This is a genomic window from Caulobacter sp. BP25, from assembly GCF_002737755.1.
Lineage (GTDB): Bacteria > Pseudomonadota > Alphaproteobacteria > Caulobacterales > Caulobacteraceae > Caulobacter.
Genome location: NZ_PEGH01000009.1, coordinates 1 through 11,765, shown reverse-complemented (window position 1 = coordinate 11,765; position 11,765 = coordinate 1). Strand labels below are relative to the sequence as shown.

The 11,765-nt window shown below is 68.3% G+C and carries 11 protein-coding genes; 6 read left to right on the top strand and 5 right to left on the bottom strand.

The window, feature by feature from the left end; all coding sequences use genetic code 11:
- Nucleotides 1–2 precede the first annotated feature (2 nt).
- The 3 genes from CSW59_RS05900 to CSW59_RS05890 all read right to left on the bottom strand — a co-directional run bounded on the left by CSW59_RS05900 (nt 3) and on the right by CSW59_RS05890 (nt 3,499).
- A complete protein-coding gene (locus CSW59_RS05900) occupies nt 3–1,370 on the bottom strand; it encodes a peptidoglycan DD-metalloendopeptidase family protein (protein ID WP_099443367.1) in 1,368 nt (455 codons plus the stop codon).
- A gap of 232 nt (nt 1,371–1,602) precedes the next feature.
- The gene (gene ctrA / locus CSW59_RS05895) at nt 1,603–2,298 is read right to left on the bottom strand and encodes a response regulator transcription factor CtrA (protein ID WP_010920871.1); all 696 of its coding nucleotides are present in this window, start codon (nt 2,296–2,298) and stop codon (nt 1,603–1,605) included.
- Nucleotides 2,299–2,719: 421 nt separating this feature from the next.
- Nucleotides 2,720–3,499, bottom strand: coding sequence for a LytTR family DNA-binding domain-containing protein (locus CSW59_RS05890; RefSeq protein ID WP_099443166.1), 780 nt, complete (start codon nt 3,497–3,499; stop codon nt 2,720–2,722).
- A 151-nt stretch (nt 3,500–3,650) separates the two neighbouring features.
- Between CSW59_RS05890 and CSW59_RS05885 the strand changes: the two genes are divergently transcribed.
- From CSW59_RS05885 to CSW59_RS05875, 3 genes are all read left to right on the top strand, one after another.
- Nucleotides 3,651–4,652 (top strand): CocE/NonD family hydrolase, encoded by a 1,002-nt coding sequence (locus CSW59_RS05885; RefSeq protein WP_099443165.1) that lies wholly within the window; start codon nt 3,651–3,653, stop codon nt 4,650–4,652.
- A gap of 91 nt (nt 4,653–4,743) precedes the next feature.
- The gene (gene fliI / locus CSW59_RS05880) at nt 4,744–6,078 is read left to right on the top strand and encodes a flagellar protein export ATPase FliI (protein WP_099443366.1); all 1,335 of its coding nucleotides are present in this window, start codon (nt 4,744–4,746) and stop codon (nt 6,076–6,078) included.
- Complete coding sequence (locus CSW59_RS05875) at nt 6,078–6,494, top strand: flagellar export protein FliJ (protein ID WP_099443164.1); 417 nt, start codon at nt 6,078–6,080, stop codon at nt 6,492–6,494. The genes fliI and CSW59_RS05875 overlap by 1 nt, the downstream gene beginning before the upstream one ends.
- A 36-nt stretch (nt 6,495–6,530) precedes the next feature.
- On the opposite strand, the gene CSW59_RS05870 is transcribed toward CSW59_RS05875, so the two are convergent.
- Nucleotides 6,531–6,941 (bottom strand): hypothetical protein, encoded by a 411-nt coding sequence (locus tag CSW59_RS05870; protein ID WP_099443163.1) that lies wholly within the window; start codon nt 6,939–6,941, stop codon nt 6,531–6,533.
- Between the two features lie 405 nt (nt 6,942–7,346).
- On the opposite strand from CSW59_RS05870, the gene CSW59_RS05865 reads away from it, so the two are divergent.
- From CSW59_RS05865 to CSW59_RS05855, 3 genes are all read left to right on the top strand, one after another.
- Nucleotides 7,347–7,853 (top strand): VOC family protein, encoded by a 507-nt coding sequence (locus tag CSW59_RS05865; RefSeq protein WP_099443162.1) that lies wholly within the window; start codon nt 7,347–7,349, stop codon nt 7,851–7,853.
- A 131-nt stretch (nt 7,854–7,984) separates the two neighbouring features.
- Nucleotides 7,985–8,374 (top strand): BlaI/MecI/CopY family transcriptional regulator, encoded by a 390-nt coding sequence (locus CSW59_RS05860; protein WP_099443161.1) that lies wholly within the window; start codon nt 7,985–7,987, stop codon nt 8,372–8,374.
- Nucleotides 8,371–10,023, top strand: a complete 1,653-nt coding sequence (locus CSW59_RS05855) for a M56 family metallopeptidase (RefSeq protein ID WP_099443160.1) — start codon at nt 8,371–8,373, stop codon at nt 10,021–10,023. Before CSW59_RS05860 ends, CSW59_RS05855 begins: the two co-directional genes overlap by 4 nt.
- A 222-nt stretch (nt 10,024–10,245) precedes the next feature.
- Here CSW59_RS05855 and rpoD read toward each other — a convergent pair.
- Nucleotides 10,246–11,765, bottom strand: a 1,520-nt coding sequence (gene rpoD / locus CSW59_RS05850; protein WP_099443159.1) for an RNA polymerase sigma factor RpoD, incomplete at its 5' end; no start/stop codon positions are given.

Here is an 11,765-nt window from a genome sequence, read left to right as displayed (position 1 = left end):
CCTTACCGCAGCGCGGTCTTGGCCTGGCCCAGGTCGGCGGCGGCGAGCTTCGGCGTGTCCAGCACCGTTCCGCCGTCGGCCAGAAGGCGGTCGATGTGGGCCTTCTGGGACCTGAACGCCGCCAGTTCCGAGCCGGCCAGCACCGTGCCTTGCGGGACCTTGGCGCCGATCGGATTGACCCGCTGGCCGCGCTGCCAGATCTCGTAATGCAGGTGCGGGCCCGACGCGAGGCCCGTGGAACCGACATAGGCCACCACCTGGCCCTGGCGGACCTTCATGCCCGGACGGATGCCGGGAGCATAGCGCGAGATGTGGCCGTAGCCGGTGTCCCAGTTGCCCGAATGGCGGATGCGCAGCCAGTTTCCATAACCGCCCCAGCGGCGGGCCTCCACCACAACGCCGTCGCCGGCGGCCAGGATCGGCGTGCCCGTGCCCGCGCCGAAGTCGACGCCCTGGTGGGCGCGGGTGTAGCCCAGCACCGGGTGACGACGGACGCCAAACACCGAGGTGATCCGCGCCCCGTCGACCGGCGTGCGCAGCAGGAAGCCTTTGATGTTCTTGCCCATCTCGTCGAAGAACTGCGGCTTGCCATCGCTGTCCCTGCGATCGAAGGCGTAGAACCTCTGGCCCTTGACCTCAGCGTATTCCAGGTCGCCGGCCTCGATTGTGCGGCCGCTCTCGGTGACCTTACGCTCGAACACCAGGCAGAAGCGGTCGCCCTCCTGGATGTCGCGCGAGAAGTCGATCTTGTGCGAGAACAGCTTGGCCGCCTGGCTGATCACCTGGGGGGTGCCGCCGACGCTGGCCACGCTCTCGTAGAACGAGCCGTTCATCTCGCCGCACGCGACCTTCTTCTCGTCGCGGACCTCTTCCTCCAGCTCGCGCAGGCGCAGGGCGCCGTCGAAGGTGCGCGAGACCGTCAGGGTCGAGGACGGGCTGGCGCGCATCGAAAGGCCGATCAGCCGCGCCGGGCCGCGCTGGTCGCGGCGCTGGGCGATGGCGGTCTCGAAGGCCATGCCGGCCTTGATGTTGACGGTGTCGATCGCCCCTTGCAGCACCGAGACGACCTGGCGGGCCTCTTCCGGCGCGACGCCAGCGCGCTGCACGGCGCCCTGGAGGGTCTCGCCCGGGCGAACCTTGACCTCGACGTTCTCGGGACGCTCGAAGCCGGGCTGAGCCTCGGCGCCGGCGAAGGCGGCGTGTTGCAGGGCGGCCAGGGCGGCGGGATCCAGCGGGGCCTTGTCAGCGGACGACTTGACGTCGTCCACGGTCAGCTTCAGGCCCAGGCCCAGCGCGGCCAAGCCAGCGACGGCGGTAAAGAGCCTCGGCGCCCAGCGCGTGGCGCTGCGTCGCGGATCAAATTCCTGCATCGTGCCCCCGTCGATGTCGACGCCGCGCAAGTCGTAGTCACGCGCCTGGAAAACCTACAGACGTTCTCGCGCCGGACCATGGTCGCCCCCGCAGCCCGCAACAAGGACTATTCGGCGGTTCGGTCGATTTGTCACGGGGCGGATGGAGATACAAGCTAAGCCATTGACCCAAAAAGAAAACGCCCGCCGTTTCCGGCGGGCGTCTTGGGTACGCATACTGAAATCAGTCGCCTTAGGCGGCGTTGACCTGCTCGTTCGGGTCGCGCAGCACGTAGCCGCGGCCCCAGACGGTTTCGATGTGGTGCTTGCCGTGGGCCGAAGCGGCCAGCTTCTTGCGCAGCTTGCAGATGAAGACGTCGATGATCTTCAGCTCGGGCTCGTCCATGCCGCCGTACAGGTGGTTCAGGAACATTTCCTTGGTCAGGGTCGTGCCCTTACGCAGGGAGAGCAGCTCGAGCATCTGATATTCCTTGCCGGTCAGATGCACGCGGTTGCCGTTCACTTCGACGGTCTTGGCGTCGAGGTTGACGACGATGTCGCCGGTCTTGATGACCGACTGGGCGTGACCCTTCGAACGACGGACCACCGCGTGGATGCGGGCGATCATCTCGTCCTTGTGGAAGGGCTTGGTCATGTAGTCGTCAGCGCCGCCGGCGAAGGTCTTGACCTTGGTGTCGATCTCGGACGAACCCGACAGGATCATGATCGGCGTGTTGATCTTGGCCACGCGCAGGGTGCGCAGGACGTCGATGCCGCTCATGTCGGGAAGGTTCAGGTCCAGCAGGATCAGGTCGTAGTCATAGATCTTGCCCAGATCCACGCCTTCTTCACCCAGATCGGTCGTATAGACGTTGAAGCCTTCAGACTTCAGCATCAATTCGATCGTCTGCGCGGTCGCGCTGTCATCCTCGATCAACAGTACGCGCATGAGCCCCTCCACGCCAATTTTGGCGTAATTCGACGTCTTGGCGGAATACCGCCGGTTAAACCCTGCGGCCATCCTGCCGGAGAGTTAATTTAAGACTGGTTAATGGTGAATGTTCGTCTTGGTTGAATGGTTAATCTGATTTGCGAATCGGGTGCAAGCCGTCCGCTGACGCTTTGGCACTTTGGTCGCAGGCGTCGCACCCAGCGTTTCCGGGCCTTCCAAAACAGGCTCGCCAGGGGCGGAAACCGGTAAGCGCCAAGCGTCACCGGGCGTCCGCAACCGTTAATCGAAGGTCGTACCACAGGGCGGCGGAGCGACTATTGCGGCGTTCTGTCGCGAGAATTCTGGCCGTTGCTTTGAGGCCATCAGCGCTCTTCTCGCCGCAGCCGATCCAAAGCCTGCGACGCCGCGACGCGGTGTTTCAGGTCGAGTTTTCGTCGGCCAACCATCCGGCGGCGCGAAGCTTGGCCACCGACGCGCGGCTGACCGGCGCGGTCTGGCCGTCGACGAGGCGCAAACGCAGGTTCCGGCCGTCGCGCTCGACGCCCACGATGGCCCGCCGCGCCACCCACCAAGAGCGATGGGTCTGTAGCCCTTCGACGCCAGAAAGCCCCGCGGTCACCCGCGCCAGCGGCCCCATTTCGAGTCTGGAACCGCGCTCGGTGCGAACGCGGACATAGTGGTCCTCCATCCTCAGATAGAGGACGGCGGCGGGATCGACGGTCGCGGCGGGCGCCGCCTCGGGAACCAGCGCCTCGCGCGCGTGGGCGCGCACGAGCGGGCGGATGCGGATGAAGTAGTAGGCCAGGACGATCGGCGTCGTGATCGCCACGCACTGGCCGTACCAGGCCAGCGGCGAGACCAGCCGACCGATCTCGGGCCACAGGGCCACCGCGACGAGGCGCAGCGGCGCGCCTTGCAATAGGGCGCCGATCAGCACCACCGCCGGCAGGACCCGCCAGACCGGCCACCGCTGGCGCCAGGCCAGCGCCAGGCCTAGCCGCGCCAGGCCGCTGATCACGATCATGCCGGTGACGACGCTGCCGACCCAGTAGGCGATCCGGACCAGGGCCCCGCCGTTATAGAAGCTGCCGAACGGCCCCATCAGCCCCAGCAGCAGGCCGATCCCCACGGCCACGACCAGGTCGACCGTCCATTCTCGGGCGGTCCCCAGCAGCGGCGGCGTGCGGGCGGCGATCATCGCTCCTCCTATAGATCGAGGATCGGCGGAGTCGCCAGCCCGGGCCCGCTCGCCCGCTCGCGAACCCGTTCGCCCATTCGCGCAGAAGCGCTGGCGAGGCCCCGGCCCACCGGCGAAAGCGGGGCCATCGCCATCTGCTTGAAGGACCCACATGTCGCTCCGCGCCCTCCTCGCCGCCGCCCTGCTGACTGCGGCCGCTACCCCCGCCCTGGCCGCCAACGCCGGCTTCATGGTGCTTAAGCAGCCTCGCCCCGACGCCTCGCCCGTCGAGGTCGGGGTCTGGTATCCGACCGACGCGGCGCCCTCGCCCATGAGGCTGGGTCTCAACGCCCACACGGTCGCCACCGGCGCGCCCGTGGTCGGCGACCGCCTGCCGCTGATCGTCATGTCGCACGGCAACGGCGGCTCCTTCGCGGGCCACGCCGACACCGCCCAGGCGCTGGCCGAAGCGGGCTTCGTGGTCGCGGCGCTCACCCATCCCGGCGACAATTATCGCGACCAGAGCCGAGCGACCGCCATGACCGACCGCCCGGCCGCCCTCTCGGCCCTGATCGGCTGGATGCTGGAGGCCTCGCCGCTAAAGGCGGAGCTGGATCCCGAGCGCGTCGGCGCGTTCGGCTTCTCGTCCGGCGGCTTCACGGTGCTGGCGGCGGCGGGCGGCGAGCCGGACCTGTCGCGGATGGTTGGTCACTGCCTGAAGCATCCCAGCAACTTCGACTGCAAGCTGACCGCCAGGCGTCCGGCATCAGCGGAGGTCCTGACCACGCGCTGGGTCCACGACCCGCGCATCAAGGCCGTGGTCGCCGCCGCGCCGGCGCTCGGCTTCACCTTCGGCGAGAACGGCCTCAAGGGGATCACCGCGCCCGTCCAGCTGTGGAAGGCTGGCGATGACCAGATCCTGCCGGGCGACGACTACGCCGAGGCCGTGCACCAAAACCTCAAGCGTCCTCACGACTATCGCGTGGTCCCAGGGGCCGGACACTTCGACTTCCTCGCGCCCTGCGCCACGACGCCGCCCGCCGACCTGACCTATCTGTGCGCCAGCGGGCCCGGCTTCGACCGTCAGGCCTTCCATCGCGACTTCAACGCCGCCGTGGTCCGGTTCTTCACCGACCAATTGGTCGCACCCAAAGACAGCGCGGTCGGCCGCTGATTTCACACCTGGTTAACCACGTTGCCCGACTGTGGCGACACGGGGGCGAATGGCCAAGGTTGGCGCCGCCGTGGGGTTTTCGGGGTCCAGCTTGCGTAGTCTCATCGCCGCCGTTGAACGCATCGACCCGCTGACCGTCTATGGTCGCGTGGCCGCCGTGAACGGCCTGCTGATCGAGGCGCGCGGCGGCCTGACCCGCCTGGCGGTCGGCGCCCGCGTCGAGATCGAGCGTCTGGGCCAGACCGCCCTGCCCGCCGAAGTCGTCGGCTTCCGTGAGACCCGCGCCCTCTTGATGCCGTTCGGCCCCGTCGAGGGCGTCGCGCCGGGCGCGGAGATCCGCATCGTCCCCGAAGGCGCCGTGGTCCGCCCGACCAAGGCGTGGCTGGGCCGCATCATCAACGCCTTCGGCGAGCCCATCGACGGACTGGGGCCGCTGCCCCAGGGCGAGGTTCCCTATCCGCTGAAGACGCCTCCGCCGCCGGCCCACGCGCGCGGCCGGGTGGGCGAGCGCCTGGATCTGGGCGTGCGCTCGATGAACGTCTTCACCACCACCTGCCGAGGCCAGCGTCTGGGCATCTTCGCCGGTTCGGGCGTCGGCAAGTCGGTGCTGCTGTCGATGCTCGCGAAAGAGGCCACCTGCGACGCCGTCGTCGTCGGCCTGATCGGCGAGCGGGGCCGAGAGGTCCGCGAGTTCGTCGAGGAGACCCTGGGCGAGGAGGGCCTGCGCCGCGCCGTCGTCGTGGTCGCCACCTCGGACGAGCCGGCCCTGACCCGCCGCCAGGCCGCCTACATGACCCTGGCGATCAGTGAGTACATGCGCGACCAGGACCAAGAAGTTCTGTGCCTGATGGACTCGGTGACCCGCTTCGCCATGGCCCAGCGCGAGATCGGCCTGGCCGCCGGCGAGCCGCCGACCACCAAGGGCTATACGCCCACCGTCTTCACCGAATTGCCCAAGCTGCTGGAGCGCGCCGGCCCCGGGCCCATCCGCGCCGACGGCACCACCGCCGCCCCGATTACCGCCCTCTTCACGGTGCTGGTGGACGGCGACGACCATAACGAGCCGATCGCCGACGCCACGCGCGGTATCCTGGACGGCCACATCGTCATGGAGCGGGCCATCGCCGAGCGCGGCCGCTTCCCGGCCATCAATGTGCTGAAGTCGATCAGCCGGACCATGCCCGGCTGCCAGCTCCCGCACGAGCGCGACATCGTCAAGGGCGCGCGCCAGGTGATGGCCGCCTATTCGAACATGGAAGAGCTGATCCGCATCGGCGCCTATCGCGCCGGGGCCGACGCGGTGGTCGACCGCGCGATCCGCTTGAACCCCGCCATCGAGGCTTTCCTTAGCCAGGATAAGGAAGAGGCAACTAGTCTCGACGACTCTTTCGGCTTGCTGGGCCAGATCCTGCAGAGTGAGTACTGATGACCAAGTGGGCCGCCTCGCTGATCCGCATCTCGACCCACGAAGTCGAGACCCTGCAGAAACGCCTCGCCGAGATCGTTGAGCGCCGCACGGCGTCCGAACTGCGCGTGGCCATGCTGGACGCAGAGGCCGAGGCCGAAGGCAAGCGCGCCGAGGGCGACGCCTCGGCCGGCTGGTACATGATCGGCTATCGCGAGGGCTATAAGCGCCGCCGCGCCGAGATGCTGGTCCAGATCGACCAGTGCCACCAAGAGGAGGTCGGGGCCCGCGACGCGCTCGCCGAAGCCTTCGAGAACCTCAAGAAGTACGAACACGTCGCCGAACAGGCTAAGGTCCTGGCCACCAAGAAGCAGGGTGCCTTCGAAGCCGCCCAACTGGACGAGCTGGGCCTGCGCCGGAAGGCTGTGGGGTTCTAGTTAAGCCCTCGCCGACGGTCGCGACCCGAGGCTAGGCTAGTCGAAGCGGGCGAACACCTTGTGCGCGAAGCTGGCCAGCACGTTGTCGACCTGGTCCCAGCGCACCGTGCGCCAGCCGATCTCGGTATCGTGCCTGTTGTGATCAGCAGGGCCTGGATACACGCCGCCATAGATCACCTCCACCAGACCGGCGCCGCCGGCTGAAAAGGCGATGTAGGGCAATGGCTGGCCGGCGGAGTGGTCGGGACGCTTGATCTCCAGGCGATACGTCGACGCCTGCCCCTCGCCCGCGACCTCAAGGCGCGCCTCGAAACCGTGTGCGCTGGCGCGATGAACCAGGTCGCGGAGCAGCGGCTCCAGCCTTTCCTGGGCCGCCTCAGCGAACCTCGGATGAACGACGGCGGCTCGTCGTTCAGGCGCCTCGCCGACGCGCTTGGTCACGCGCATTGACGGCTCCGCCGCCGTTCCGGACGCTCTGGACCACGGCGCCCGAAATCCGAAAATCGACGCGATACAGCTGACAACAAGCACGAAAGCCAGGACGCCTGGCCATCCACCCAACGCTTCTAAGTACATGGACGCCTCCGGCCCTCGGTAGGCCAGCAGCGCCCCGCGCTGGCATTGTCCTGGATCAACCCGTGCGCCGCGTCGCAACCGGCATGGCGATCACGCTCAAGGTTAATTCGAGGTCATGAAGGTCTTTTAAGTTGAGGCCCGATATCAGGCTCAGTAAACCCCGCCGCCTCGGCGCGTAACGCCGTTTTTTGAACAGCAATTGGCGAGCCTATCCAAGGCGCGCGGCGGTCGTCGCGCGTCATGAGCCCCGCTGCGCCCAGTCATAAGAGGTATATCGTGATCCATCATCTGTCCGTCAGCGCCGCCGATCCGAAAGGCGTGGCCGAGTTCTTCGCCGACATCATGGGCGGGACCGTCGTCGACTTCCCACCCAATCCAGGGAGCTACATGGTGTTCAAGGGCGACGTCCTGGGCACCGCCATCGAGATCTATCCGGCCGGTAGCGTCATGGTCCCGAACGGCGAGCCCGGCGCGGTCTTCGAACGCCAGGCCGAGGCCGCCGATCGTCGCTCGCCGACCCACTTCGCGCTCAGCGTCTCGATGGCGCGGCAAGAGGTGCTGGACCGCGCCGCCGCCCTGGGCTGGCACGCCTATATCTGTGACCGCGGCGGCTGCTTCCACGTGATCGAGGTCTGGGTCGAGAACGCCTGGCTGGTCGAGATCCTGCCCCAGGACTTCGCCGCCGAATATCTGGGCTTCGCCAACGCGGTGACCGAGATGGCCAATCCGAACGCGGCGCTCGACGCCCACCAGCCCCAGGCGCGTACGCTGGAACACGCCTAAGGGAGAGAGGGGCGGCGCTCCCCCACAACGCTGCCCCTCTTGCCGAAACCTGCGCATTACAGCGAGTTCACTTTCATCGCTACAAATGTAGCGCTACGAATGTAGCGAACCCAGACTGCGGAGGCCCGCCCTTGATCGACGCCCTGCCCCGACGCGAGCGCGAGGTCTTCGAGACGCTCTGCCGGCTCGAGACCGGTACGACCGCCGAGGTCCGCGCCGCCCTCGCTGACCCCTTGAGCGACTCCGCCGTCCGCACCCTGCTGGCCCGTCTCGAGAGCAAGAGCTTGGTCGAGCGCACGCCCGGAGCACACGGCGTCGCCTATCGCCCCGCCCAGGCCACCGAGACCGTCGCGGTCGGGGCGCTTCGGCGGCTGATCGACACCTTTTTCGCTGGCTCGGCCGCCAGCGCCGCCAGCGCCCTCTTGGGCCTTGGCCAAAAGCTGACGCCGCAGGAAGCCGCCGCGCTCGAAGCGATGATCGACAAGGCCGTGGTGACGAAGGACGGGGGGGATATGCGATGACCTGGACGCTGCTGATTTCGCTGCTGGTCAAGTCCAGCCTGATCGCGGGCGCGGGTCTGGCGCTGTCGCGTCATCTGACCCAGCGCCCCGTCGAGCGGGTCGACATCCTGCGCGGGACGGTGTGCCTGCTGCTGGCCCTGCCGGTGATCATGAACGCCCTGCCGCCGATCGAGCTGGCCCTGCTGCCGCCGTTGTTGGACGCGCCCGTGCTGGCCGCGTCGGACCTCACGACGGACCTTCCGACCGCCCTCCCCCCGCAGTGGATGACACCAGGCGCGATCCTGGGCGGTCTTTGGCTGCTCGGCGCGGCCTTGATCGGCGCGCGGCTGGCGCTAGGCCTGCGCACCCTGACGCGCTGGACCCAGAAGGCCGATCCCGTGACCTGCCCCGCCTGGCTGGCGCCGATCGAGGACCTGCCGCCGGCCGACCGCCCCAACCTCGTCTGCTCCGACCGCGTCGCCGGTCCCTTAAGCTGGGGCGTCGCGCCGGGCGCCATCCTGATCGACCCCACGACCCTGGCCGAACGCCACACCGCCCCGGCGATCATGGCCCACGAGCTGGCCCACCTGCGCCGCCACGACTGGATCTTCCTGGTGATCTCGCGGGTCGTACTGGCGATCTTCTGGTTCAACCCGCTGGTCTGGCGGCTGCACGCCGTGCTGCGCCAGCGCTCGGAAGAAGCCGCCGACGCCGCCGCGCTCGGCACGGTGGACCGGGCGCTCTACGCCCGCACCCTGGTCCGCCTGGCCGCCCACCCCACGCCGCTGCTCGCGCCCGTCGCCTCGCTGCCGATGGCCGCCGACAGCCGGACGCTGAAGTCGAGGATCGCCCAGATCATGATCGATACGCCAAACCGCCGCCGCCCGCTGACCGTCGCTCTCTGCATCGGCGCCCTGGCGCTGGTCGCCGCGCCGCTGGCCGCCTTCGCCGTGACCCGGCAGCTCGCGCCGCCAATCCCGCCCGCTCCGCCCGCTGAGGTCGCCAGCGCGCCCGCCCCACCCGCCCCGCCAACAGAGCCCGTCCCGCCCGCGCCCGCCGCCGAGGCCGCGCTGGCCGCTCCGCCGGCCCCGCCCGCGCCTCCGGCTCCGGCGGCCGAGGCAGCTGACGCCTACGACATGGCCCAGGCGCGGGAGCAGGCCGCTTTGGACCGCGCCCAGGCGCGGGAGCAAGCCGAATGGGCCAGAGCCCAGGCCGAGGCCGCCCGCGTCAACGCCGACGAGATCCGCCGCCAGGTCGAGGCTCATCGCGATGAGATCGAGGCCGCCGCGCGGGAGGCCGGCGCTCAGGCTCGCGCCCAGGCGCGCGTCTACGCCCAGCAGGTTCGCCTCTCGGCCGCGGAAGCCCGCCGCATCGGCGAGGAGGCCCGCAAGGCCGCCGAGCGCGCGCAGGCCGTGGCGATGAAACAGTCTCGCGCCGACATGGCCCGGGGCGCCGAGCAGATGCGCGCCGGCGCGCGCCAGATGCGCGAGGAAGCTCATCGCCTGCGCGACCCGGCCTACCGCGCCCAGCAGATCGCCGAGAACCGCGCGCGCGGCCAGACCGTGACGGACGAGGAGCTGAAGGCCGTGGCCCGCCGGCTGCCCGCCCAGGCGGATGAAATGGAGCGCCAGGCGGATCGGTTGGAGAAGCGGGCGCGGGAAGTTTCGTGAGTGATCCTTCTCCCCTTGCGGGAGAAGGTGTCAGCGAAGCTGACGGATGAGGGGTTGGAAGGCCTTTCCGGATAGCGCAGCGCAACCCCTCACCCGGCCCTTGCGGGCCACCCTCTCCCGCAAGGGGAGAGGGCTTCAAAGGCCCAAAACAAAAACGCCCCGGTCGCAGGACCGGGGCGTCTTCGTTTGAGCTAGCTCCTCGGGACAGGCCCTAGGACATGCTTACGAGTCCAGGAAGCTCCGCAGCTTGCGCGACCGCGAGGGGTGCTTGAGCTTGCGCAGGGCTTTCGCCTCGATCTGACGGATCCGTTCGCGGGTCACCGAGAACTGCTGGCCGACTTCTTCCAGCGTGTGGTCGGTGTTCATGCCGATGCCGAAGCGCATACGCAGCACGCGCTCTTCACGCGGGGTCAGCGAGGCCAGCACGCGGGTGGTGGTTTCGCGCAGGTTTGACTGAATGGCCGCGTCGATCGGCAGGACCGCGTTCTTGTCCTCGATGAAGTCGCCCAGGTGGCTGTCTTCCTCGTCGCCGATCGGCGTTTCGAGGCTGATCGGCTCCTTGGCGATCTTCAGGACCTTGCGGACCTTTTCCAGCGGCATGGCCAGCTTTTCGGCCAGCTCTTCGGGGGTCGGCTCGCGGCCGATCTCGTGCAGCATCTGGCGGCTGGTGCGGACGATCTTGTTGATCGTCTCGATCATGTGCACCGGGATACGGATGGTGCGGGCCTGGTCGGCGATCGAGCGGGTGATCGCCTGACGGATCCACCAGGTGGCGTAGGTCGAGAACTTGTAGCCGCGGCGGTACTCGAACTTATCCACAGCCTTCATCAGGCCGATATTGCCTTCCTGGATCAGGTCCAGGAACTGCAGGCCGCGGTTGGTGTACTTCTTGGCGATCGAGATCACGAGACGCAGGTTGGCCTCGACCATCTCCTTTTTGGCCTGACGGGCTTCGCGCTCGCCCTTCTGCACGGTCTGGACGATGCGACGGTAGTCGTCGATCGGCACGCCGGTCTCGGTGGCCAGGGCGGCGATCTCGCCACGGATGTCGGTCACCGACTGGCTGTCGTTCTCGACGAACTTGGTCCAGCGCACGCCCATCGCCTTGACCTGCTCGCCCCAGGTCGGGTTCAGCTCGGACCCGAAATAGGCCTTCAGGAACTCGGCGCGGCTGATGCCGTAGCTGTCGGCCAAGCGCAGCAGGCGGCCTTCCAGGCCGATCAGGCGCTTGTTGATCGCATAGAGCTGCTCGACCAGCGCCTCGATGCGGTTGTTGTTCAGCTTCAGCGTCTTGAGGTGCTGGATGATGGTCGCCGACAGGCCTTCATAGGCCTTGCGGTCGGCTTCCGACAGATCCTCGCCCTTCAGGCGGCTGCCGACCAGCTTGTCCTGCAGCTTGCGGAAGCTTTCGAACTCGCTGGCGATGGCGTCCAGGATGGCCATCACGCCTTCGCGCAGCTCGCCTTCCATGGCGCTGACGGTCGGACCCGCGCCGTCGTCGAAATCGTCGTCGTCGTCGCCCTCGCCCTCGGGCTTGGGCTCGCCGCCGGCTTCCTGGTCGACGGGCTCGGCCGGTTCGCCGTCGTCGTCCTCGGCGGCGGGCTGAGCGGCCACGCCGTTGATCGCGGCATAGGTGCCTTCCAGGTCGATGACCTCGCGCAGCAGGATGCGGCCCGAGCCCAGCTCCTCGCGCCACACCATGATGGCTTCGAAGGTCAGGGCGGACTCGCACGCACAGGCCA